Consider the following 23,677-nt stretch of genomic DNA (forward strand, 5'->3'; position numbering starts at 1 on the left):
AAGCAGGGTCTTTATTGATTTAGGAACTAAAAAGCTGGCGGGAGGCAGATGCTTTTGATCCTCCTGCCAGCGAAAATAATAGTGGCTGATCCTTGCATATCAATCTGTATGGATCAGGCCATTTTCCCTTTTAAAGGCAATGATAAATAAAATCAAATCGATGTCGCTAATGCCCGTATTATGATAAAATCATCATAAAAGCTGCCAAAGGATAATGAAAGAGAGGAAAGACCGATGGATACAATTGAACGTTTTGTCAAAGCTCAGGAAGAAAGCTATGGACAGGCACTAATGGAAATTAAAAATGGTCGCAAGCGCAGCCATTGGATGTGGTATATTTTTCCCCAGCTTAAAGGCCTGGGCCGGAGTGAAACTGCCCGGTATTACGGAATTGAGAATCGGGCGGAAGCCAAGGCATATCTGGCGCATCCACTGTTGGGGATGCGGCTGTTGGAGATTTCCGGTGAACTCTTAAAGTTTGAATCCAGTGATGCCAGAGCGGTGTTTGGTCGGCCCGATGATCTGAAGCTGAAATCATCGATGACCCTGTTTTATCTGGTCGGTGGAAATCCGACGTTTAAGGCGGTGCTGGACAAATATTTTGGTGGTGCGCTGGATGAAATCACCGTTAATCTATTAGATAAGTGAGAAATAACCCAACATATCTGAATGAAAGCAGAATACAATATGGTTTTCACAGCAAACATCCCGCTCCGGTCCCCATCATGAGATCCTACCGGTATTACGAAAAAATCACTTGAATTTGACAGATTAATCACCTGATCATCACGTTAACTGATTACAATAAATGCTAAAGAGACAATTCATTCATCGATAAAGGAGATAAAAATGAAAAAGTCAAAGCGTTTATTAACCAGTTTAATTGTGACGGCCTGTCTGGCATTGACGGCCTTTCCAGCCAGTGCCGCTTCAGAAGATGTCATTTACGGCAAGGTAACGAAGGTGGATGGAAAAGAAGTAACCATCGCCATCGGAACCCTGAATCAGAATACCGGAACACCGGGAGAAACGCCGGGAGAAATGCCTGAAATGCTCACTCTGACCGGTGAAAGTTCAACGTTTACCCTGACCGATGATATGGCAATTACCAAGGCGTCGCCGGGACAGCCTCCGGAAGCAGGCACCACCGGTGGCTCTGCTACAGCGACCGAAACGTCAGCTGCAAGCTCAGAAGCCACGGCGGCCGACATTGTGGTCGGAGCAGTGCTTAAAATCACCTATACCACTGGCACCGATACCATTGCCTCCATTGAAATTATATCGGGAAGTGGGTCTCCTGGCGCAGCTCCCGGAGGTGGCGGCGGTGCCACGGTTTCCACCGGTGCCGGGGCATACCTGCTGGCCGATGGTGAAAGCTTAAGTGGCGGTACCTACAGTTCAACCAACGATGATGAAAATGCCCTGCGGGCTGAAGGAGCCATCACCGGCCATCTGAATGGGGTGACCGTTGAAAAAACTGCTGGCACCGCTTCAAGCAGTGATGCCAGCAGTTTCTACGGCCTCAATGCCGCCATTTTGGCTCTTGACAATGCGATCCTGAATATTACCGGGGGTAGTGTGACCGCAACGGCCGAAGGAGCAAACGGGGTTTTTGCCTATAACGGGGCCACCATTAACATCAAAGATACCACCATCAATGTCACCGGTGGAAATGCCGGCGGCATCGAAGTGGCTGGTGGAGGAAATCTTTATGCCAGCAACCTGACTGTTAATTCCACTGTTAAAGCCGCCATTCGAAGTGACCGGGGGGGCGGAACCATGGTTGTTGATGGCGGTACCTACACCACCAGCGGCAGCACCGGCGCTCCAGCCGTCTACAGTACAGCGGATATCACCATCAATGATGCCACCCTGAACGCTGAAACATCCGAAGCCATTGTGGTGGAAGGGCTAAACTCAGTTACATTGAACAACTGTACCGTCAGCGGAAATATGACCGGCTCCACCGGGAATTCCGATGCGGATAACATCCATAACGTGATGCTGTATCAGAGCATGTCCGGGGATGCCGAAGTCGGAAACAGCAGCTTTGAGATGACCGATGGCTCGCTGACAGCCAATAGCGGTGATATGTTCTACGTCACCAATACCGAGTCCCAAATCGCATTAAGCAATGTTGATCTGACTCTGGCGGCTGATAGTAATCTCTTAACCGTGGCTGGAAATGATGGCAGCCGGGGTTGGGGAACGGCCGGTTCAAACGGTGGGAAATGTAGCTTGACCGCTTCAAAGCAGACACTGACTGGGGATATCGCTGTGGATGCCATCTCAACCCTGGATTTGATCCTTCAGGATAGTTCAACGTTTACTGGTTCAATTAACAGTGATAAAACCACCGCTGCAACCCTGAAAGTGACTCTGGAAAAGGGCAGTTCCTGGAAGCTCACCGGGGATTCATACATCACCGAATTTGACGGCGATGCCAGCGGCCTGGATACAAATGGTTATACCCTGTATGTTAATGGGGTAGCCTATGATGGCGATTTAGCGGCGACCGGGAATATTAATTATGCCACCCATGTCCAGAACATCGGCTGGCAAAATGCAGTATCTGACGGTGCCCTGTCAGGAACCGTCGGCCAGAGCTTGAGACTGGAAGGCATTACCATTGAAAGTGGGATTGATGGCTTGGGGATTGAATATGCCACCCATGTCCAGAATATTGGTTGGCAGGATTATGTCGCAGATGGAACGGTGTCCGGGACGGAAGGCCAGAGTTTAAGATTGGAAGCCATTAAAATTCAGTTAACCGGGACACAAGCCGATAAATACGATGTTTATTACCGGGTTCAGGTTGAGAATCTGGGCTGGCTGGGCTGGGCCTCAAATGGCGCAGAGTCCGGTACGGCTGGATACGGATACCGACTGGAAGGAATTGAAATTGTACTCGTGGAAAAAGGCACCGCCTTTGACACCGGTAGTGCTGCTTTTTATGAAACAGCAGCCTGATCAGCGTTCAAAATGAAGCGTAATCAATAAAGCGCGGGACATGGATTCAAGTTTGCTTGAAAAACCATGTCCCGATTTTTGCATATTCAGGAGAGAAAAAAAGCAAACGAATTTATTGTAGTGGTCGGGAAATAGAGGTTTTCAGACAAAATTCCTCTGAATGTTGGATTAATGTCAAATTTCAGGTTGACAAAATTAAATGATCAATATATAATACTCAACGTAGAGTATTGGAGGGATTAATATGACAAGGATCCTTGTTTTAGGACTTCTCGATGTTCAGCCGATGTCCGGTTATGATATTCAGCAGATGCTGCGGATCTCTGATGCCGAACGTTGGGGGGGCGTTTTGATCGGTTCAATTTATCACGCTTTAAAGAAAATGGAAAAAGAAAATCTGGTCGAAATCGAACGGATTGAACAGACCGGGAATCGCCAAAAAGCAGTATATCGGATCACTGACGATGGCCGTGCACACCTGACGCAGTTGATTGCCGATTCGCTGGGGCACCCCTCGGTTCATTACCCATCCGGTTTGTATTCAGGATTGTCATTTATTGAGAAGTTGCCGGTTGAGGTGGCATTAAAGGCCTTAAAGCGTCAGCTTAACAATTTGACGGCCGAGCAGGAAGCTCTGGAAAGCGGTCTCAGACTCAAAGAAATCGCCATGCATCAGAATATCCCACCGATGACCACCCTGATTTTTGACAGCATGTTTGCGATTGTCAAACAACAGCAGGATTTGGTGGAAAATGCCATTAAGCTGCTGGAATCAAAGGACTGAAAATTCTCCCTTAAGATTAAGGGAGAAAAAAATACCCTCATACTCAACATTGAATATACAAATAGAAGTAAGGAGAAAACCATGAATTTAATTGAAGCAAAGGGATTAACAAAAAAATTTCAGGATAAAGTGGTGATTAAAGGTTTGGATATGGTTATCGGCCAAGGGGAGATTGTAGCTCTGATTGGCCCCAATGGGGTTGGCAAATCGACGACGATTGCCATGCTTTTGGGAATTCTGTCGCCGGATCAGGGATCGATTACCTATTGGCGAACCGATTATCAACAGCATCTGGCCGTTCAGCTTCAAACAACGCCATTTTTTGAAGGCTATTCAGCCCGGGAGAATCTGGCTTTGTTCAGTGCTCTGTATCGAATCAGGCTTAGTGAGGCCGAGTTGCAGAACCGGTTGGAAGCCTGTCAACTCGGGGATACCGGAAATACTCCGGCGATCCGATTGTCACTGGGTCAGCAAAAACGACTGGCCCTGGCAGTGACGACTGTCCATCAGCCCACGTTGATCGTTCTTGATGAACCCACCGCCGGACTTGATCCCCGGGCCAGTCATGAAATTCGGGAGCTGATTCGCCAGATGGTCAACAATAATCAGACGGTTTTGTTTTCCTCTCACGATATGGAAGAAGTGGAAACCCTGGCTGATCGCATTATTTTTATGAACAATGGTCAAATCATTGCCGAAGGAGCCCCGAAACAACTGATTACCGAAAACGGCGTTGCCAATCTTGATGAACTGTATTTGAAATTAACCCAAACACCGGCTGTTCAGCCGATCAATTAGAAAGAGAAGGTGTTTAATATGAATACTATTTTTATGCTGTCCCTCAAATCGGCCCTGCGGGAACCGTTTTTACTGTTCTGGTCGATTGAGGTGCCGATTGCCGGGACCCTCATTTTAGGCTATCTGGTTCATCAACCCGACTATGCGATCCGCATCACAACGGCGATGATGGCCATGGGGATTTTGTTTTATGGTTTGACGACCACTGTGTTTTCACTGCTGGCACAGCGTCGTCGGGGCGTCTTTCAGCTGCTCAAAGTTACCCCGTTGCCCTTATCTGCTTTTGTTGTCAGTACCTCCGGGGCGGGTACGCTGGTTTCATTGATTTGCGGCCTGTTGGTTCTGACGGTTGGCAGTTTGGCTTTTCAGATTGGCCTTTCCCCAGAAGCGCTACTGATGACCGGGCTGGTCTGTCTGGTGGCAGGGATGGGCTATGTTTTGCTCAGCTTTTTTGTCTCCCGTCTTTGCCGAACCGAAGCGCAAACCAGCATTACCGCAAATCTTATTTCGATGAGTCTGCTGTTGCTCAGTGACGCTTTTTATTCGCTTGATGCGGCCCCGGCCATTGTTATTCAGCTTAGCCGATTCAATCCCTTCCAATGGTTTCTAAACGGTCTGCGGGGTGCTCTCCTTCGGGATTATCTGCAATGGCGCTTCAGTTTGTTCGTGCTGGCTGGTTTTCTTGGGTTGGCCTTATTACTGGCGATCTGGTCATTGAAAGCCAATGATCAGCGTTGACAGAAGTCGCAACGCAATAACATGCGTAACCGTCAGGATTGATGGTTGAGTGATAAAGCAATGGCATAGAGACAATGGATAAAGCTGATCTGAAACAGTGGTCATGTAGCAGTAGTAATTCCCCCCTGGATTGGCAAAAGCAGTCGGTTTGTTGATCGTTGCTGAGTGCTTAACCAGAAGGCCGGATCTAAAAAGATCCGGCCTTCTGGTTGTTTTTTAGTATGCAGGGGCTTCTTGAAAATCTTGAATTAGTGTGGCTGTCAGACCATCGACGATGTCCTTCTTTTGGGTGATAATGCCCACATTTCGATCCGCATTGGTACTGGTCGTGGTAAAATTGGTGCTGCCAATATAGACCGTTTCATTATTCACCGAAATGGCCTTGGATTGAATGTAGATGGGCGCATTTTGTGGAAAGAGATGGACATTGACACCACCAGCCTTTAGGGTATCGAAGCCGTCGGTAAACTCACCGGTATTGGTCATGGTAAAATTAACCGTTACGCCCCGCTTGACCGCATCGATGAGGGCGTTCTCCAGAACCGTGCTATCAAGTTGCTCGGTTTCAACATAGAGGGTGGTGCCGGGTCGGGCAGAGTCAATCAGCTTGGTAAAGTGTTTCTCGGCGCCGGGGGACCAGACCAGTTCAGAGCCTTCCGGGACATCGCCAGCTACAGGCGCGACAGTGTTATTGGTATAATCCGCCTCAAAGGTGATGGAAACCCCTGCCACGGTGGCCGGATTATCAGTGATCACCACGTAGTCGCGGAGAATCGGATAATATTGGGCGACCAGATTGCAGTTCATGATAGCCACTTTCTGATTGTCCACCACGATGCTTTTCTGATGCCATAAAACACCGTCCCAGGAATAGACAACCTGAACCTCGTTAGCCGATAAATTATCATAGGCTGGCTGATTCATTCCCACAGTGCCGCCGTCAGAGGCATTGGAATTCAGCAGAACCCGGACATTGACTCCCCGTTGCGCCGCTGCAATCAGAGCCGCTTCAGCATTGGAATCGATCAATGCATACATGGTCATATCAATGCTTTTATTGGCGGAATCGATGAAATCATAAATCTTCTGATAGCCATCATCCGGCAGGGTAATGAGGGTGTAAGTTGGCGTGGCAGGGGGTTCGGACTTGCTCTCTGTTTTTGGGTTGCTGCATCCCAGTAGCAATCCTCCCATGAGAATCCCGGTTACGAACAATGTTGATAGTTTCAGGAAAAACGTTTTTTTGGAACATAGTCTATTAGCCATTGTGATCATATCTCCTTATCATAATGAATCGTTTTCATTATATAACGAATCTGCGTTTAAACTCAAGATTAATCATAAAATCACAAGGAAACAATATGGGATCAGTGATAAAGGCGAGAAGATCCTGTGGTGCTAATAAAAGTTGATAAAATAGATCTGCAGAATTGAAGAAGGTGGATGACAGGCGTATAATGAAAATAATGGTCAAGGAAGCTTTTGGTGCTAAAAGATACATAGTTAGAGTGAATCGGAGGGAGTAATAATGGATAAATTTTATGGTGGTGAGATGGATATTGTTACGATCAGTCATGAAAACCTGGTGGGTGATCAGTATGCCGGTTAAAAAACAAGAGGTGTTGAAATTATTGGATGATTCGGGCATTTTCTATGAATCCCTTGCACATGAAGCGGTATATACGATTGATGAAATGAAGAAATTGGGATTACCGCATGCCAATTGCATTGCGAAGAATTTGTTTGTCCGGGATGATAAGAAAAAACACTATTATTTGATTTCTGTTTGCGAAGAAAAGCTCGTTAGCCTTAAGAAGTTCCAGGAAATAATTGGCTCACGGCGGCTTAGTTTTGCTTCCGAAAAGGATTTGAATGAAATTCTGGGACTGCAGAAAGGCTCGGTAACACCATTTGGCGTCTTAAACGACAAGGACAAAAGAGTCCAAGTATTTATCGATGAATTCTTTCGCAATCGTTTGATCGGCATTCATCCAAATGAAAATACGATGACAGTCTGGCTGAAAACAGAGGCGCTAATTGAGCTGATTAAAAGCCATAGCAGTTCGGTTGCGGTGATTAACCTCGGATAAGCAATCGAAAAAGAACGCAGCGTTCTATGCGTTTCACAGGCGCCGTTTTTTCGGCCAGAAAATAAAATGGGTTTGATATTTAAGCTGGTCGCCCAAAGAAAATCATCCACACTGAGGGTGGGATATGATATGATAAGCGCACAGAAGTATTTTCACAATAACGGGGTAGCTTTAATGATTGGTTACAATCTAATCAATATTTATTTTTTTGTGATGCTGTTTACTGCAATTTACTGGGCGGTCCATATCAAGTCAGTTAATAGCACTGGTTATGCAACGTTTATGCTGGCGTTGAGCTTTGCGATTGGTATCTACATATTTGGTTATGCCATGGAACTCAATTCCAATACCGAAGCCCAGATCCTCTTCTGGAACCAGTTTGAGTATTTGGGGATTCCGTTTGTTTCAGCCTTCTGGTTAACCGCGGGATTAATGTATACCGGTCACTTTGCCCGACACCGGGTGTTACTGAGTCTGTTTATCTATGTTATTCCGGTAATAACCATGGTGTTGCGATTAACCAACGATTATCATCATCTCTATTTTGCCACGGTTGATTTCGTATATCAGGGCGACAAACTTTTGTTAAACCGAATTTACGGGCCGTGGATGTTTGTCCAGAGTATCCATTCCATGCTGATGATTATTATTACCCTGGGGCTGTTTTTTGTGTATTTTATGAAAAACCGGGAGCAGAAGATCGGGAAGATTCGGCTGATTGTGATTGCGTCTATCACGGCAACAATCGGATTGCTGCTTTCATATTTCAAACCCTTCGGATTTATCATCGACTATATGGCGATCTGTCTGCCCTTAACCTGCCTGATGGTGGTTATCGCTATTTGGAAGTATGATTTTCTGTCGGCCAAGGCTCGGGCCCGGAGTAAGGCTTTTGAGTCCAACCGGGACGCCATCCTGCTGGTCAGCCAGCAAAATATCATCATCGATTACAACAAAATGGCCAGTCAGCTTTTGGGAGAACTGGGTATTTCCTTGACCGAAGGGGATCTGGACACAACGGACGTCCAGGCTGTCGGGGCTGCTGCGACTGCAGGCAAAATACTGGCATTTGTCCAAGGTGCAGGAGGATTTTCTGGTTGATTACACCCAAAAAATTACCCCCGAACAGTATGTGGCCTGGTTTAAGGATCGAATTTTTCTGGATGAACAACCAAATTATGCCAAAGTGAAAATTCCCATGCTGGCAGTTTGTGGTGAAAAAGAATTCAGTGAAATAAAAACCTCGGTTGTTGAGCTGGGCAAACGCAATCAGAATTGTCAGACACTTTTTTTAAAAGGGGGGCGACATGATTTTTCGCTGCGAATGCCAGCGGTGTTAAATCCGCTGTTGAGCAACTTTTTTAGTTGTGGCAGGATAGAAAAGTAAAGCCGACGAGGAGGATTAATGGTTACTATATATTTTTCAGGCACCGGAAATTCCCGATACATTGCCGAGCGTTTTTCAGAGAAAACGAATGCCGCCTGTTTTTCGATTGAAGAGGCGATTGATTTTAGTGAAGTATTGACAACGACAAACACCGTCGCGGTCTGCTACCCGATTTATGGTTCCTGTGTTCCACGTATTATGCGGGATTTTATTATCGCCCATCAAAGCTGTTTTGAGGGCAAAAAGCTGATTATTTTTTGTACGCAGCTGATGTTCTCGGGTGATGGAGCCCGGATCTTTACCGATCTGCTGGATGGTGTTGCAGTGGAAATTTTATATGCGGAGCATTTCAATATGCCCAACAACATTTGCAATCTGCCGATTTTTCCGGTGCAGGACAATAAAAAAATCAACCGCTATCTTAGTAAAGCAGAAGCAAAACTAGAGCGGGTCGGCAGGGATTTAAGCAGCGGCATTGTTAAAAAAAGGGGTTTTAATGTTTTGTCCCAATATAGCGGGTACTTGTTACAGCGCCGTTCCTTTGTGAGGCTTGAGAAAAAAGCAGAAAAAGATGTAAAAATTAGTGCCGCCTGTACTGTCTGCGGTAAATGTATAAAAATCTGCCCGATGCAAAATTTGAAGCAGGTAGACAGCGGGATTTTGCAAAACGGTCAATGTACCCTTTGTTATCGCTGCGTCAACCAGTGTCCGCAACAAGCAATTACGGTCTTGTTGCATGCCCCGGTTAAAAAACAATATCCGGGAATTCACCAGTTGTACAGCGACGATTTTTGATTACGAATACCGAAGGCGTTAAATTTATGACACCATGGTTTTTATAGAAACGGAGGAATAGACATCATTGACAAATTCTAACTGCCTTCACTACTCAAAAAATAAGGAAGCAGCGCAATAAACCAGAAGCAGGGCTAGTATGGTATTGGTGAGCCGGGCATGTTTTGAGAAAAGCGTCTGAAAGAGAGCGCCAAAGAAGGCCCAGCACAGGGTAAAGGCAAAGCCAATCAGCGACAGCACGCCAGAAAAAAAGACCAGCATAGGAAAATCATGAGAAAAATAAGGGAGGATGTAGACTTCCATGGAGATCAGGCAATAGAGATAAATTTTAGGATTGATAAACTGCAGCAAGAAACCGCTGACGAAGCTGCTTTTGGTCAGACTTTCCTTGATTTCAGATGAACTTTGATACGTTTTATAAGCTAGAAACAGCAAGTAGAGAGCCCCGATGATCACCATCGGGGTTTTAATCATGGGAAACATGGATGAAAGCATTGTGAAAAAGAAGGTGCATATTAACATCACCACTGAAAATCCAAAGAAAACACCGAAATTGAAAGGGAGGGCCTGTTTGAATCCTGATTGCCGGGCAATGGACATGGACATCAGGTTGTTGGGGCCTGGTGTGACTGCCGTTACCACTGCATAGGTTAAAAAATTGAAAAAACTGAACATCGAATTGACCTCCTAAGAATATGATGGTATATTAAACTTAAAGTACACTATACAAGAATTCAATATATTGTACTTTAAGTTTAATATATTGTCAATAGGAGGTTTTTTTGGACATCACTTTAATTATTGGAAAAAATATCAAGGAGATACGGGAAGCTAAGAAGCTGACTCTGGATGCCGCAGCCCGGGAAACCGGAGTTTCCCGGAGTATGTTGGCCCAGATAGAAAAGGGGGATGTGAATCCAACGATTTCGGTGCTGTGGAAAATTGCCAACGGTTATAAAATATCCTTTTCATCTTTATTAAATTTACAATCGGAAGAGACCATGGTGATCCTGGCTCAATCGGTTACACCACTGGTGGAAGACGATGGAAAATACATCAATTATCCTGTTTTTCCTTTTGATGAAAAAAAGTTGTTTGAGACCTACCGTATTGAAATTGTTGAAAATGGGCAGATGTCTGCCCAACCCCACATTCAGGGAACCGAAGAATACGTCACAGTTTTTGAAGGGGCGGTGGAGATTTCTGTCGGGGCAGAAACCTTTCGGCTGGAAAAAGGAGATTCAATTCGGTTTAAAGCCGATGTTCCTCATGCCTATCGAAACATGGGGATAACCACGGCCAGTCTTAGTATGATTATTTATTATTCAGAGAACTGAGATCGAACCAAGATAGACAAAAATATAGCATCGGATGGATGTATCAAAAATGATTAATAGTCTGGTCAGGATGAATCAAATAATAGAAACAATGAACCGGTGGTGAGAGAATGACAAACAGTGAAATGATGGATAAAGTGGCCGATTTGCAGAAGGCCCTTCGCATTGACTGCGAAAAATGCTGCGGCTTGTGTTGTGTCGCTCTATATTGTATGAAAACCGATGGATTCCCAGAGAATAAAGCAGCGGGGGTGCCCTGTCGGCATCTGCGTTCAGATTTTCGTTGTGATATCCATGACCGTTTGGCAGAGCAAAAGATGAAAGGGTGTCTGGGCTACGACTGCTTTGGCGCCGGTCAGAAAGTGACTCAAAAGATGGGTGAAGATGGGAATTGGAAAACCAATCCTCAAAAAGCAAAGGAACTGTTTCAGACCTTTACGGTGGTGTTTCAGCTCCATCAAATGGCCTGGTACCTGCTGGAAGCCCGGGAGATAAGCTCTGATCAGAAGCAACAAACAGAGATCATGGCGTTGATTGTGGAGAATGAGCAGCTGACCGCGAAGGCAGCGGATGCAATGTTAAACACGGATGTAGCGGCTTATCGGGAAAAGGTTAATCGAATACTTAAACAGATCAGCCACCAGGTGGCGGTGATGCCCGCAAATAAAAAGATGACCAAGAATTTTCTTGGCAAGAATTTGAGTGGGAAAAATTTTGACGGCAGTGATTTCAGCATGGTGTTGATGATTGCTGCCAATCTGGAAGGGGCCAGCCTGCGCGGAAGCAATTTTTTGGGTGCAGATCTTCGTGACGCAAACATCAAAAATACGGATTTAAGCAAGAGTCTGTTTTTAACCCAGATGCAGATTAACGCAGCCAGCGGAAATACAGAAACAAAACTACCTAAAAACCTGGTGCGGCCTTTGCACTGGTAGCGGTGAGGCAACGGATCATCATCAATAGTGGTATGGTGATCGCAGAAATAAAAGCACTTCCAAATGGGAGGGCTTGTGTAATTGAATCAGGAGAAAAAGATGAAATTAACGGTATTAGTTGATAACAACACGTATATTGATCAGTATTTTCTGGGCGAGCCGGCTTTGAGTTTTTATATTGAGGAGGGGAGTCAGAAAATTCTGTTTGATACCGGATATTCGGACGTTTTGATTCACAATGCAAAAAAATTGGGAGTTGATTTGAATCTGCTGGATACCATTGTTTTATCCCATGGGCATAATGATCATACCGGCGGATTAGCATATCTGGTGAATCAGATGAGTCTCCAAAACACAAAGCTGATAGCCCATCCCCGGTGTTTTAATCAAAAACAGGATGAAGGTGAAGCAATTGGTTCACCACTATCACGCCAGCAGCTCGATCAGTGCTGCCAGCTGTCACTGATAAGTCAGCCCACCTGGCTCAGTGAGAAGCTTCTGTTTCTGGGGGAAATTCCCCGGCGGTTTGATTTTGAAGGACAGCAGCCAATCGGGATGAGCTGTGAAAATGATCAATGGGTTGCAGATGCCGTTTTGGATGATTCGGCGCTGGTCTATCAGAGTGAGACGGGACTAGTTATTATCACTGGCTGTTCCCACAGTGGTATCTGCAATATTATTGAGTATGCCAAAGAAATCTGTCAGGATCAGCGGATTAATGGGGTGATCGGCGGCTTTCATCTCTTTGAACTCGATGAACAGCTCTTTAAAACCCAGGCTTATTTTGCAGAAAACCAGATTATAAACCTTTACCCCTGTCATTGTGTTTCTTTTGCGGTGAAAGCAAAAATAAATGAGAAGATTCCCGTCCGGGAAGTCGCGGTGGGATTATCCTTGATATGGTGACATATATCGAAAACAGCAATAACAGCAATAACCAATAGCGCCACCAACCGGCTGATAAGCAATGTCGATGGCGCAGTTATCTGGGTTAAGCCCAAGGGTTGATTTTTTCAGGATAAACCAATAGAATAGGGATAATGAAAAAAAGCTGTGTAAATATGAAAGGAAACAAACAGATGAAAATGAGCAAGGAAGATAAGATCCGGATTTTGATCGATGCCCTTGATGCGGTAATGGTAATTCCCAACCATATCGAAGAGTCGGTTCGGGATGCATTGCGCAATGCCCTCAGAACCATTGAAAAACAAGAAGAAGCCAATGATTAGGAGAATAGTTTGAAAATATCAAAAAAAGATGCGTTGATGTGGTTTGAATTTTTTGCGATGCTGCCGGAAGATGAAGAACTGATGGCCAATCAGCAGGAAATCGTATATGCGACTTTTGCCCAGATTGAGGCGGCCATCGAGCACCGCAACACTAAACTGAAAAAAGACATTAAAAATCTGAAATCCCTGGAGCAGCGCACCCTTTATGTTGGGGATGAAAGCAAGTTTCCCCCGGGCTGCCGTTCCTGCCTGCTGGGGACGGGTTTAAGTGCGATCCGCAAAACCAATAAATGCAATATCGAATGTAAATTCTGCTACAACTACGGCGAACTTGACGACATTGCCCCGGTGGGCGAAGGATTATGGGAAATTGGCGGCACTAAATTCTATGAAAAAGATCTCGATCTGCTGCTTTCGATCCAACAACACCCGACGGGGATTGCTTACGTCTTTTTAGAGCCATTTATGGAAATTGAATTGTATTATCCGGTAATTAAAAAATTCAGTGAGGCCGGTATTTATCAGCATCTTTATACCAATGGAACCCTGGCCACTGAAGAAACCTTAAAAGAACTGGGGGCATCCGGTTTAAATGAGATCCGCTTTAATTTGGGAGCCTCCAACTGCTCCGATAAGGTGATTGAAATGATTGCGACGGCTAAAAAATACATTGCCAAGGTGGGGATCGAAACTCCGATGACCCCCGAATTTTTTGACGCCTTTTTCCAGAAAAAAGCCGCCATTTTGGGAACCGGACTTGATTTTATCAATTGCGCCGAGCTGCACCTGAATCCAAATAATATTGATAACTATATGGGTGAGTTGATGTATATTGCCCGCCGGGGTTATATCTCGCCGATTTGGAGTCGTGAGTTGACCTTGAAATTGATGGCCATTGCCGATACCGAAAACTGGGATCTGGTGGTTCATGATTGTTCAAATGATACCAAGTTTGCCAGAGGGTTAAACGTAAGCGGCAAAGCGGGTATGTGGTTTGGGGCCAGCAACTATTCCTGTGAATTTTCCCGGATTCCTTACACCTTTTTCCTGCCGATTTTGCGGGATGAGGGCTTTGAATTTCTGACTGAAGAAGAACTGCCGGCGGCTTATCGGCCGTTGACAATTTAAAAAGGGATAATCAAGTAGCGGTGAGTAGCTGAAAAATGAACTGTCAAAGACAGTTGGTAAAAGAAAAAGCGATGAAATTTGCAGCGCTGTATTGACCCAGGGGGAGAAAACGTGACCAAATACCCAATCCATCCGGATTTTAAAAAATATGAAAAAATCAAAACACCAATTCCCGAAAGATTGTTGCCGTTAATGAATGGGGTGATTGAACGAAGTTTCAATAAACGACCGCCGGAGCCAGGGGTTCGAGAAACCCGGATAATAATTGGTGGCTATCAAAATGAACCGGTGGAGCTGATTATTTATGAGCCGGAAGCGTCAGAGGAGCGGCTGCCCTGTCTGATTTATCTTCATGGTGGTGCCTTTGTATTGAAATCGGCCGCTTTTCATAAGCGGTTGATCTGTGACTACGCCAGCCATACTCCTTGCAAGGTGGTCTTTGTGGATTACCGGCTGGCACCCCAGCATCCGTTTCCGGTTGCGCTGGAGGATTGCTATGCTGCCCTTCACTGGGTCTATCAGAATGCCGCCGAAATTGGCATCGATCCCAGTCGAATAGGGGTCGGCGGGGACAGTGCCGGTGGCGCTCTGGCTGCCGGTCTGTGTCTGATGGCCCGGGATCGAAGGGCGCCGGCGCTTTGTTTTCAGATGCTGATTTATCCGGTTACGGATGCCCGGCTTAATACCCATTCGATGAAAGAATACATCGATACGCCACTATGGAATGCCAGGCAGAATGAAAAGATGTGGAAACTCTATTTAAAGGATGGTTGTTCATTGGAACGGGGCTATGCATCGCCGATGGAAGCTGCTTCGTTTGTCAATTTACCGCCAGCCTATGTAGAAGTGGCAGAGTTTGATTGTCTTAGGGATGAGGGCATTCTTTTTGCCGAGACCCTAAAAGAAAACGGAATTATGGCAGAATTGCACCAGACCAAAGGCACCATCCACGGCTTTGAAATCGCCGAAGACAGTGCAATTGTCAGACAAAGTCTTGATAAACGGGTTGAGGCCCTGAAAAAGGCTTTTTACCACAGTGAAATCGAGCTGAACCGATGATGCTGAAACAGGTTTGCTGCGGTCACATTATTCCCTGATCCACGAAAAGACGTATTCCAGGTGCTGCGGTAAGGTCAGTTCCGGCGCAGCAGTGGTGACAAAATGCCCGTTGATGTTGCCTTCCTGGGTGGCAAAATCAAAGTGGGCCGCAGCAATGCCCAAGTCAACCCGCTGGATATCGTAGGCAAAGGCCTTACTATAGCCCGGTTCTTTTGCCTCATAAAAATGACAGTTACCATCGAGTAAGACAATCCGCCAGGGCTGTTTATTGGAGGCCGATGGCCCTAACCGGACCATTTCCAGAGCAAAGGCCAGATCGCCAGCGGTTGCTTCGGTCAGTGGGGTCTGAAAATCATCCTTAAAAAACAATTGCGGCCAGTTTTTACGTTGATCGGCCTTGATTAGTTTACGCATTGCTTTTTCTTTAAAATGCTTGTGTTCGGCAGCGTAGCCATAGGGGCTGATAATCGGAAAAAGTTCACCGTCATCGATGTGCATTGCCGTAGAAAAACTGCGGCGGTCAAAGGTGCCCCCTAACCAGCAGCTGCCAAGACCCTGATCAGCCAGATAAAGAACCAGGGCTTCAAATTCATACCCCAGCGCTTCCAGTGCCATGGGTTCCGGGGTAATTGTTGCACCAATATAGTGACTGGCACCCTTGATGACCCCGTAGGTGCCAAGCTTTTGGCTGGTTTGGTTGGCTTTAATATCAAGGGTGTGAAAGGTGACAGTTGGGCCAAAAGGATTATTCAACGTCTTCATAAAAGCTGCAATGGCGCTTATTTTATCCGCTTCAATGACTCGTTCCTGATAATTTCGGACGCTATAGCGTTTTTTTACGGTTTCTTCAACTGGAAATTTAATCTTCATGATGATTCTCCTTCGAATAATGATCCATAGGCGTTTGACAAACGGAATGCAGCATTTGCAGTACGTTCGTCATTGCCTGAAATACAAAACAGACAATATTTTAGACAATTATATTTTACACAACATAAATAGCGATTGTCAATGACAATCGCCGGTTTTTAAGCAGCAAGAAGTTCTGAATTTTTTAAGCCAGCCATCAGGTTGGTTAGGAGGGCAAATTATTTTGTTTTGTCCTGCAGTTTTTTTAATGCAGAAACAAAAAAGTCGGGATGTTCATAGTGGATGTCATGACCGGATTTAATGGTCATGGTTTCGTAATTGGAGAGGCAAGTCTGAACCTTTTCGGCATCGGCATCGCTATTGGCGGCATACAAAACGCCGTCCTGACCATAATTCGTTTCGGCTTTGAGATAAATCGTCGGACTTGGAATCGCTTTTAGCAGGGTTTCCTGATCGATCCCATGCATCCATGAACCGTCGTAAAAGGCTTCGCCAAAGGCCAGATCATAATGATCAATGGTGTTCATCAACCGCATCCAGGAATAGGGAATCCAGAAAATTCGGGGCCCCTGGTCGGGGTGCTCTTGGCGGAATGTTTCGACGGCTAGAACCACCCGTTCTTTCAGACCACCAAAAAGGGACGTCATGTAACCATTTTTAAAATAGTATACAACAAAATCGGTTTCCTCTGTTTGGTTTAGAAAGCTGTGAATGGTCATAAAGGTATCTTTCCAGGCGAAGCAGCCAGCACCTTCTTGCATTTCCGCTGGCGTGACGGAAAAGAGCGGGGGATCTTCAAGAACCAGGCCGCTAACCCGTGTGGGTGCGTTGGCGCCTAGCCAGGCCGCCAGAATACCGCCAGAAGAATGACCGGATACGAAGCATTTTTCACCGATGACATGATCCATAAACCAGATTAGCGCTTGGCCATTTACCGCGCAGGAATAAAGCGCCGGATCATGACTGGATTGACCGTGGCCAAAGCAATCCACTGCAAAGACATGATAGTTCTTCGACAATTTAGGCAGAACTGCCGCATAATCCTCCCAGGATACGCCTTGACCGTGGATTAACAGCAGAGCGGGGCCGTTATCTGGGCCCTCACCATAATTAATAACCGAACCACTATCAAGCGTGACTGTTTGCTCGGTAAAGCCGGCGGCAAGGGTTTGTTTGAGATAGTGATCATCGATCGGATGTAAGTTGCTGTAAAAAAAATAACCAAGGGCAACGGCAATGCCGATTACCACAAATACCAGAACAATCAGGGCTAGTTGCATTTTTTTAATCTTCACTTTCGTTGTCCTTCGCGGTTTGATCGGCATTGCTCAAACTTTGTTTGACAAATTCAAACTGACTGATGAATTGATTGGTATCAATCAGGGCCAGACCGCCCTGATTTTCATCACCCAGAATCATCAGGCTGTCGCCGGGGTTGATCTGGAAGATGTCCCGGGCTTTTTTGGGTATGACGATTTGTCCGCGTTCACCGACAATCACCGTGCCAAAAACGTGTTTGCCTTTTGGCGGTAGGGGTACGCCAACTGTTTCAATACCGTTGACGAGGGTATCAAGGGAAATGTTATAAAGTGCTGCCAGGGCAATGCATTTATTCATATCCGGTAAGCTTTCACCGTTTTCCCATTTAGCAACGGATTGTCGGGAAACGGCGATCTTCTCAGCCACATCTTCTTGCGTGTACTGATGGGTTTTTCGCAGGGTCTGCAAATTCACACTTATCATATTTTTCATATTTTCACCACCTGAGCTTATTCTACCAGTTTTCCGCAACGACATCCATCAATTGATGTTAACACAATGGTGCAAAAAATGTCAGCTTTGGTTGCTTTATGCAACGTCGTCACATTGTATTCACAATGAAAACGACGGGTGAGAACAATCAGTGATAAAAGACAGCAAGAATGGTCAAAACAAAACGTTCAAAATCTGATAAAATATCTAAGGCAAAATAAGGAGGGTGATGTGGATAAGCCTAGACAGAATATATACTTGTAACTGAAGGCTTCGCTTATCATCATGTGCTTCGATACAATAGCGAGAAGTGCTTTAGAAAAAAAGATTGAAGGTCATCTTCAGTTAAATTAAAATGGAATAGGAAAGGTGGGAAAGTAATGAAATGTTGCATTGTAAAGGCTGGAATAGATTTGAAAATTTATTAAACAAGTAAATCTATTAAACGATTAGGAGGATTTGAAATGTCCATTCCGGGAAAAACCTATCCGCGGACTGGTGATACTCAGACCATTTATCTGAATGCTGTTATTACCAATCATAATATTAAGATTGGCGACTATACCATGTATAACGATTTCGTAAATAATCCCATTGATTTTGAAAAAAATAATGTGTTATATCATTATCCCATCAATCATGACCAATTGATTATTGGTAAATTCTGTTCCATTGCCTGCGGTGCAAAGTTCATTTTTACCAGTGCCAACCATACGTTGAAATCGCTGTCGACTTATCCATTTCCGTTATTTTGGGAAGAATATGGCCTTGAACAGAAAGATGTTACCCAAGCCTGGGATAAAAAAGGTGATATTGTGATTGGAAATGATGTCTGGATTGGCTATGAAGCTGTTATTATGTCGGGAGTGCATATTGGCAATGGCGCAATCATCGGAACCAGAGCCGTTGTCACTAAAGATGTTGAGCGCTACACAATCGTCGGTGGTGTGCCTGCAATACCGATTAAAAAGCGATTCGACGATGAAACAATTGAAAAATTGCAGTCGCTTTGTTGGTGGGATTGGGATAAGGAACAACTGCGTGAAAAATTAAATGATATTATGTGTGGAAATATCGGTCAATTATAAAAATGTGATTTTGCAATAAAAAATAAATGGCGAGACGTTGAGATGAAAAATTTTGGCGCCTCGTTTTTTATTGTTTGATTGAGGGTTTTGTAGAAATGAGCGAAACAAAGAGGTATAATGGAATAAATATGATAACGAAACGAACTAGTAGTATTAAAGATAAATAATATCTAATGATCGAGGATGGGAGCGAATGTTATGACTCGCAGGGAAGACTATATAAATAGAATACACAGGATGTTCTCCATTGCGGAAATAGAATTAAAAAGTCTAGCGAAGAATAATCTGAATAATGCGAACATTGTATGGGAAGATATTACAAACCGAATTTTAAATATCTGCTTTACCTATAATACGGAAAACCTCAACCAGGAAAAAGCAAATTTCCCCGGAATCGACTTAGGAAATCGAGAAAATGGAATTGGTATTCAGGTAACAAGAAGAAATGATGTAACTAAATTTAGAGAAACCATCGAAATGGTAATTAGAAATGAAGGATATAAAACATTTCCAAAATTAAAGATCTTTATCCTTGGTCGAAAAAAAGCAACATACAAACTGGACAATCAAAGCTGGGAAAGTTACCTCCAATTCGATGTTGAAAGTGATATTTTAGATTTCGGTACAATCTTAAATTACTGTCAGTCTATGGAGCCAGGAAAGCTTAAGGAATTGACAGAGTATTTAGAATGGGAGCTGAAATGCGACGGTTCTGTCAATCATGCGAGTATTGAAAAAATAGATGCCTATATGGAGCTGGTCAAGAGGGAAAATAGCCATATCATGATTATTGGGTTGGGAAAACAGTTACCAATAGAGAAAACTTGGATTCAACTACAGTTGATCAAGAGAGATGATCTTTTGAAGATGGAAACATCCAAAAATGATAAAGAAACAATGCTGACAGCATACCATGAGTATTCAACCAGAGACAAAGATGTATATGATGTGGAAACCGTATTGGAGACAGGAAGAAAAACCGTCGTTCTAGCAGGGCCAGGAATGGGTAAAAGCACCTTATGCAAAAAGTTGCTCTTTATAGCTTTAAGAAGAGGTTGTCGGTCAATTAAAGTATCCCTGATGGATGTGGCTGGATACATAAGAACTGGACAGTCGTTTGATGAAGCACTTCGCAGTGCCATGGTTCAGTCCTTAGATTTTCAACTAGAAAAGGAAGAGGTTCAGGGACAGTTTGAATTTTTATTTCTGGATGGTTTGGACGAATGCGGGGATATCAGGAGAAAAGTTGCTCAAGAAATCAGTGCATGGTCTACAGGTCATCAATCTGTAAAAATCGTGGTGACTAGTCGTCCTATTGGTTATGATTTTTTGCCTTTGGAAGATTTTGAGCATCTGGAGATACAGACACTGAATCCGGATCATTTGAATTCGTATGTGGAAAAAATATTAGAAGAGCTCGAACCGGAGAATTTGGAATCATGTATAGGGTGGTTTGAGAAACAACTAATTCAGAGAAAGATACGAGATTTGGCATGTCGGAGCCCCCTCTTATTGGGGTTCTTACTTCAGATGAGTATAAGGAAGCAATTTTTCGGACAGTATCGATGTGAACTATACGAACAGATTTTGATGGAGTGGTTGCAAAGATCTAGTAGAGAAAATGCGAAAAAAATTAGTGAATCAGAATTGTTGCGAGGAAGCGAAATTATTGCATTTTATATGCTGAATCATGTTGACGAAATGTACCAAGGGGTGTACACGAAAAGTAAGATTGTAGAATATGTCGGAACGTGCTTTGAGGAAGAACTAGAGTGTCGAAAGCTGGTAGGACGGCAGAAGGCAGAAATATGTGTAGATTTCTGGTCAGAGAGAGGGATCTTAGATTGTAGTTATTTTCAGGGAGAGGAACGGTACCTGTTTTTGCACTTGAATATCGGTGAGTTTCTTGCAGGTAAATACATCAGTCAAATGACAGAAATAAGTAAACAAGAGTGGATTAATTCGCATTATCGTCAAAGCATCTGGCATGAGTCGATACGAATGGCAATTGCTTGTGAGGATGAAATATCAATTATCGAGAAGCTTTTGGAGATAGAACAAGGGAGTCAATTGCCTAATGGAGCTATCTTTTTAGCAGCAGAAGGAGTGGGAGAGAAACATTCTTCAAAAGGTCCACAGGCATTGTATGATAAATTACTGGAGTATTTGCAGTCCGATAATCCATATTTATCGAACAAAGCGGCAAAAGCTATATGGCAAATGGAAGGAAAATCCCTAAATTGGCATACTGAGGTGTTGTTGCGTTTACTTCAAACAAATTTCATGTGGATTCGTGATTCATCCTATAGCGTGTATTTGCGTATTCCTGTAGAGGAACAGGATTACGATGTTCTTAGGAATTTCATTATTTGTTATGGTAAAAATCCGGATAGAGGGTATCAGGGGCTTGCTAAAAAAAATATGGAAGAAACCGTAAAACGATTAAAAATTGCAGAGAGAGATCTACCGGTCATAGATGCAATTAAGCATATCTACTACGATCACTGCACGGTTGCTGGAATGAAAATTTTACAGGAATATCTGGAGCAGGTAGGCGAAAAAGAGTGGGCTGATGAGTATTATCAACAGAAGAGCAAATTTTCTATTGCTGATTTCATGAAATCGCACCAGAAATTAGAGGATAATCTAGGTATGCTGGTTCAGATATTAGTAGATATATATGGGACAACAGAGATAAAAAATCCGATGAAGATATGTCCAGAGTATTCAAAATTGTTACAGGTTATTGGCTTGATGGAAATGCCTATCAGTGAATTGATGGTTCTGCAATACGATTTGTCGAATAGCTATTCCAAATCGATTTTGAAAGCAGCTTGTCTAGCTGGTGGGATTGATGTGGATAGATTAAAAGAGGAGTTGTATTATTTGCTAAAAAACGGAGAAGATATGGAGACATCCAGATTTGATCAGATTAGATGCAATCTTTCAGCAGAATGTCTTTGGGAGAGAACCGGAGGAGTGATACCTATTGGTCATATTGTCGAAGGTCTTTGTAGTAACTCAGACATCTTGGGAATTCCGTCAGCGTTAATTGCTCTGGCTAATTCAGAGGAAGAAGGAATGAAGGGGGGAATTCGTGAGCTGCTTTTCCGTGGAGATTCTAACGTGATGGCACGGGTCGGCTGGTTGTTACCGCGTATTTTCAAAGAAAATTCCATGAGCTTAATGTTGAAGCGCTTGGATAGTAATGATCTACCATGTTACCATGAACTTTATGATAATTTGAACGATTGCCAAGGACCAATTAATTGGGAGCAATGGCTACGAATTGTAAAAAAGGGTCTTAATAGTGATGAACCCGATGTAGCTAAAGCTGTGCTCAAGTATCTATTGAACGAAAAAAAGGAATCCTATCCTGAAAACATCAAAGAACCACTTATAAACACAATAAAACAACAATTTGAATTATGGCTTAATAAAAAAGTCACTTGTCAACAGTGTAAATCCGGAGCAATTTTAGACGAGAGAGGTTTTTGTCCTAAATGCAATACAGGTGGAGATCTACCACTCGGTAGTTTTATTGAGGTGCTACTAGCTATGCAGCAATGTCCCAAAGAGGATCTTATAACATATATAGGTCATGAAAATTCTGATATGTCAAAGGTAGCTAGAGCTGGATTAGAGCAGATACTAGTAGAGGATGGTGTATTTTTAGATAATTGCCTTGAAAGATTGATAAACCGGCAAGTACCGAATTATATATTTTCAGTTATTTTAGATTTGCCGAGTCATTGTTTGAAAGATAGGAAAGAATCGATTTTGAGATTGGCCAATGGGGAGGAAACCGTATTAACACTCAATTTCATAAGGCGGTTAAATAATCAAGAATGGTTAAATGGAGATGATCGAAAGGATTATCTGGAAAAGATGGTAGCCCATCCAGATTCTACTGTGAGGAGTCGTGCAATGGCATGTTGGTTAGGTGATGATTCTGTTTATAATTATTTCATGGTTGAGTGATAACAAAGAGAAAAAGAGACAGTTATCAATTTATGAAATATTATATTGCAAAAAATGTTAAGCAAAAACACTGATCTAATTAAAATATGAAAAAATAGTATGGCTGAAAACTTTTCCTGGTAACAACTATCAGAGTATCAGTTTTACAATAAGTAAAGGTAAACTTTATTTAATCAATCATGAAAAATAGGAAACTATATGGATTAAAATACAAGACTAGAATTGCCATGCTTATTGATTTCCAATAAAATTTACATTAACATAACCTAAAGACAAACCCCTTTGCCAAACGAAATTTAAAACAACGGAGGAAAACATGCAAATCGAAACACTAAACAATAAAGGCAAAAATATTGCCTATGTCCGCACAAGCACGCCGATCCTTACCGATGTTCAGTCAGCATTGGATTTGATGGCGACAGTACGCTATGAAACCGAATGTGACGCGATCATTGTCGATAAAGAAGCCATAACAGAAGATTTTTTTGATTTGAAGACCCGGCTTGCCGGAGAAATCACCCAAAAATATGTGAATTACGGCATCCGGCTGGTAATCATCGGTGATTTTTCGGGGCATACGAGCAAGGCGCTCCGTGATTTTATTTATGAATCGAATCAGGGCAAACATCTGTACTTTGTTTCAGATGTGGAAGAAGCGTTGAAGAAACTAGGTTAAAATAATATTCGTCAAAAAAGCGATCATGATCATGTAATGAAAAATCTGTTTTAAACAATT

Annotated in this window: 23 protein-coding genes; 18 read left to right on the plus strand and 5 right to left on the minus strand. The window is 43.6% G+C overall.

Going from position 1 to position 23,677, the window contains the following annotated elements:
• Positions 1-234 precede the first annotated feature (234 nt).
• The 5 genes from BI182_RS05000 to BI182_RS05020 all read left to right on the plus strand — a co-directional run bounded on the left by BI182_RS05000 (position 235) and on the right by BI182_RS05020 (position 5,290).
• Complete coding sequence (locus tag BI182_RS05000) at positions 235-648, plus strand: DUF1810 domain-containing protein (protein WP_070370698.1); 414 nt, start codon at positions 235-237, stop codon at positions 646-648.
• A gap of 201 nt (positions 649-849) precedes the next feature.
• Positions 850-2,970 (plus strand): hypothetical protein, encoded by a 2,121-nt coding sequence (locus BI182_RS05005; protein ID WP_286805930.1) that lies wholly within the window; start codon positions 850-852, stop codon positions 2,968-2,970.
• A gap of 244 nt (positions 2,971-3,214) precedes the next feature.
• Entirely contained in the window at positions 3,215-3,754 is a 540-nt protein-coding gene (locus tag BI182_RS05010; RefSeq protein ID WP_070370700.1) for a PadR family transcriptional regulator, read from the plus strand.
• Positions 3,755-3,835: 81 nt separating this feature from the next.
• Complete coding sequence (locus BI182_RS05015; protein ID WP_070370701.1) at positions 3,836-4,552, plus strand: ABC transporter ATP-binding protein; 717 nt, start codon at positions 3,836-3,838, stop codon at positions 4,550-4,552.
• An 18-nt stretch (positions 4,553-4,570) separates the two neighbouring features.
• Complete coding sequence (locus BI182_RS05020; protein WP_286805934.1) at positions 4,571-5,290, plus strand: ABC transporter permease; 720 nt, start codon at positions 4,571-4,573, stop codon at positions 5,288-5,290.
• Positions 5,291-5,506: 216 nt separating this feature from the next.
• Here BI182_RS05020 and BI182_RS05025 read toward each other — a convergent pair whose 3' ends face one another.
• Positions 5,507-6,556 carry a phospholipase D-like domain-containing protein gene (locus tag BI182_RS05025; RefSeq protein WP_286805936.1) on the minus strand — a complete coding sequence of 350 codons (1,050 nt, stop codon included), beginning with the start codon at positions 6,554-6,556 and terminating at the stop codon, positions 5,507-5,509.
• Between the two features lie 293 nt (positions 6,557-6,849).
• On the opposite strand from BI182_RS05025, the gene BI182_RS05030 reads away from it, so the two are divergent.
• The 4 genes from BI182_RS05030 (at position 6,850) to BI182_RS05045 (ending at position 9,562) form a co-directional block, all read left to right on the plus strand.
• A complete protein-coding gene (locus BI182_RS05030; protein ID WP_286805937.1) occupies positions 6,850-7,380 on the plus strand; it encodes a prolyl-tRNA synthetase associated domain-containing protein in 531 nt (176 codons plus the stop codon).
• Between the two features lie 129 nt (positions 7,381-7,509).
• A complete protein-coding gene (locus BI182_RS05035) occupies positions 7,510-8,481 on the plus strand; it encodes a histidine kinase N-terminal 7TM domain-containing protein (protein WP_286805938.1) in 972 nt (323 codons plus the stop codon).
• Positions 8,450-8,767, plus strand: coding sequence for an alpha/beta fold hydrolase (locus BI182_RS05040; protein ID WP_286805941.1), 318 nt, complete (start codon positions 8,450-8,452; stop codon positions 8,765-8,767). Before BI182_RS05035 ends, BI182_RS05040 begins: the two co-directional genes overlap by 32 nt.
• Positions 8,768-8,785: 18 nt before the next feature.
• The gene (locus tag BI182_RS05045; RefSeq protein ID WP_228880024.1) at positions 8,786-9,562 is read left to right on the plus strand and encodes an EFR1 family ferrodoxin; all 777 of its coding nucleotides are present in this window, start codon (positions 8,786-8,788) and stop codon (positions 9,560-9,562) included.
• 90 nt (positions 9,563-9,652) lie between these two features.
• Here the strand turns inward: BI182_RS05045 and BI182_RS05050 are convergent, their stop codons facing one another.
• Positions 9,653-10,237 carry a LysE family transporter gene (locus BI182_RS05050; RefSeq protein WP_286805942.1) on the minus strand — a complete coding sequence of 195 codons (585 nt, stop codon included), beginning with the start codon at positions 10,235-10,237 and terminating at the stop codon, positions 9,653-9,655.
• A 107-nt stretch (positions 10,238-10,344) separates the two neighbouring features.
• Between BI182_RS05050 and BI182_RS05055 the strand changes: the two genes are divergently transcribed.
• The 6 genes from BI182_RS05055 to BI182_RS05080 all read left to right on the plus strand — a co-directional run bounded on the left by BI182_RS05055 (position 10,345) and on the right by BI182_RS05080 (position 15,250).
• Positions 10,345-10,899: a helix-turn-helix domain-containing protein gene (locus BI182_RS05055; protein WP_286805944.1), complete on the plus strand. Its 555-nt coding sequence runs from the start codon at positions 10,345-10,347 to the stop codon at positions 10,897-10,899.
• Positions 10,900-11,009: 110 nt separating this feature from the next.
• The gene (locus tag BI182_RS05060) at positions 11,010-11,834 is read left to right on the plus strand and encodes a pentapeptide repeat-containing protein (RefSeq protein ID WP_084633553.1); all 825 of its coding nucleotides are present in this window, start codon (positions 11,010-11,012) and stop codon (positions 11,832-11,834) included.
• A gap of 99 nt (positions 11,835-11,933) precedes the next feature.
• Complete coding sequence (locus BI182_RS05065) at positions 11,934-12,740, plus strand: MBL fold metallo-hydrolase (RefSeq protein WP_286805946.1); 807 nt, start codon at positions 11,934-11,936, stop codon at positions 12,738-12,740.
• A gap of 173 nt (positions 12,741-12,913) precedes the next feature.
• Complete coding sequence (locus tag BI182_RS05070) at positions 12,914-13,063, plus strand: hypothetical protein (RefSeq protein WP_175440916.1); 150 nt, start codon at positions 12,914-12,916, stop codon at positions 13,061-13,063.
• 9 nt (positions 13,064-13,072) lie between these two features.
• Positions 13,073-14,191 (plus strand): radical SAM protein, encoded by a 1,119-nt coding sequence (locus tag BI182_RS05075; RefSeq protein ID WP_286805947.1) that lies wholly within the window; start codon positions 13,073-13,075, stop codon positions 14,189-14,191.
• Between the two features lie 111 nt (positions 14,192-14,302).
• Positions 14,303-15,250 carry an alpha/beta hydrolase gene (locus BI182_RS05080; RefSeq protein ID WP_070370721.1) on the plus strand — a complete coding sequence of 316 codons (948 nt, stop codon included), beginning with the start codon at positions 14,303-14,305 and terminating at the stop codon, positions 15,248-15,250.
• Between the two features lie 27 nt (positions 15,251-15,277).
• Here BI182_RS05080 and BI182_RS05085 read toward each other — a convergent pair whose 3' ends face one another.
• The 3 genes from BI182_RS05085 to BI182_RS05095 all read right to left on the minus strand — a co-directional run bounded on the left by BI182_RS05085 (position 15,278) and on the right by BI182_RS05095 (position 17,872).
• Complete coding sequence (locus tag BI182_RS05085; RefSeq protein ID WP_286805949.1) at positions 15,278-16,120, minus strand: nitroreductase family protein; 843 nt, start codon at positions 16,118-16,120, stop codon at positions 15,278-15,280.
• Between the two features lie 218 nt (positions 16,121-16,338).
• Positions 16,339-17,415, minus strand: a complete 1,077-nt coding sequence (locus BI182_RS05090) for an alpha/beta hydrolase (RefSeq protein ID WP_286805951.1) — start codon at positions 17,413-17,415, stop codon at positions 16,339-16,341.
• The gene (locus BI182_RS05095) at positions 17,405-17,872 is read right to left on the minus strand and encodes a helix-turn-helix domain-containing protein (RefSeq protein WP_353744746.1); all 468 of its coding nucleotides are present in this window, start codon (positions 17,870-17,872) and stop codon (positions 17,405-17,407) included. Before BI182_RS05095 ends, BI182_RS05090 begins: the two co-directional genes overlap by 11 nt.
• 464 nt (positions 17,873-18,336) lie before the next feature.
• Here BI182_RS05095 and BI182_RS05100 point away from each other — a divergent pair, with 464 nt between their 5' ends.
• From BI182_RS05100 to BI182_RS05110, 3 genes are all read left to right on the plus strand, one after another.
• Positions 18,337-18,960, plus strand: coding sequence for a CatB-related O-acetyltransferase (locus BI182_RS05100; protein ID WP_286805952.1), 624 nt, complete (start codon positions 18,337-18,339; stop codon positions 18,958-18,960).
• A gap of 198 nt (positions 18,961-19,158) precedes the next feature.
• Complete coding sequence (locus BI182_RS05105; protein ID WP_286805953.1) at positions 19,159-22,941, plus strand: SMEK domain-containing protein; 3,783 nt, start codon at positions 19,159-19,161, stop codon at positions 22,939-22,941.
• A 316-nt stretch (positions 22,942-23,257) separates the two neighbouring features.
• Complete coding sequence (locus BI182_RS05110; RefSeq protein WP_286805955.1) at positions 23,258-23,617, plus strand: DUF4180 domain-containing protein; 360 nt, start codon at positions 23,258-23,260, stop codon at positions 23,615-23,617.
• Positions 23,618-23,677: the final 60 nt, after the last annotated feature.

Origin of the sequence: Acetobacterium sp. MES1 (assembly GCF_002237635.1) — a bacterium.
GTDB lineage: Bacteria > Bacillota > Clostridia > Eubacteriales > Eubacteriaceae > Acetobacterium > Acetobacterium wieringae.

Coding starts and splice junctions, on each gene's coding strand:
- BI182_RS05000 (WP_070370698.1), top strand. CDS start 235: ATGGATACAATTGAACGTTTTGTCAAAGCTCAGGAAGAAAGCTATGGA.
- BI182_RS05005 (WP_286805930.1), top strand. CDS start 850: ATGAAAAAGTCAAAGCGTTTATTAACCAGTTTAATTGTGACGGCCTGT.
- BI182_RS05010 (WP_070370700.1), top strand. CDS start 3,215: ATGACAAGGATCCTTGTTTTAGGACTTCTCGATGTTCAGCCGATGTCC.
- BI182_RS05015 (WP_070370701.1), top strand. CDS start 3,836: ATGAATTTAATTGAAGCAAAGGGATTAACAAAAAAATTTCAGGATAAA.
- BI182_RS05020 (WP_286805934.1), top strand. CDS start 4,571: ATGAATACTATTTTTATGCTGTCCCTCAAATCGGCCCTGCGGGAACCG.
- BI182_RS05025 (WP_286805936.1), bottom strand. CDS start 6,556: ATGGCTAATAGACTATGTTCCAAAAAAACGTTTTTCCTGAAACTATCA.
- BI182_RS05035 (WP_286805938.1), top strand. CDS start 7,510: ATGATAAGCGCACAGAAGTATTTTCACAATAACGGGGTAGCTTTAATG.
- BI182_RS05045 (WP_228880024.1), top strand. CDS start 8,786: ATGGTTACTATATATTTTTCAGGCACCGGAAATTCCCGATACATTGCC.
- BI182_RS05050 (WP_286805942.1), bottom strand. CDS start 10,237: ATGTTCAGTTTTTTCAATTTTTTAACCTATGCAGTGGTAACGGCAGTC.
- BI182_RS05060 (WP_084633553.1), top strand. CDS start 11,010: ATGACAAACAGTGAAATGATGGATAAAGTGGCCGATTTGCAGAAGGCC.
- BI182_RS05065 (WP_286805946.1), top strand. CDS start 11,934: ATGAAATTAACGGTATTAGTTGATAACAACACGTATATTGATCAGTAT.
- BI182_RS05070 (WP_175440916.1), top strand. CDS start 12,914: ATGAAAATGAGCAAGGAAGATAAGATCCGGATTTTGATCGATGCCCTT.
- BI182_RS05085 (WP_286805949.1), bottom strand. CDS start 16,120: ATGAAGATTAAATTTCCAGTTGAAGAAACCGTAAAAAAACGCTATAGC.
- BI182_RS05095 (WP_353744746.1), bottom strand. CDS start 17,872: ATGAAAAATATGATAAGTGTGAATTTGCAGACCCTGCGAAAAACCCAT.
- BI182_RS05100 (WP_286805952.1), top strand. CDS start 18,337: ATGTCCATTCCGGGAAAAACCTATCCGCGGACTGGTGATACTCAGACC.
- BI182_RS05105 (WP_286805953.1), top strand. CDS start 19,159: ATGACTCGCAGGGAAGACTATATAAATAGAATACACAGGATGTTCTCC.
- BI182_RS05110 (WP_286805955.1), top strand. CDS start 23,258: ATGCAAATCGAAACACTAAACAATAAAGGCAAAAATATTGCCTATGTC.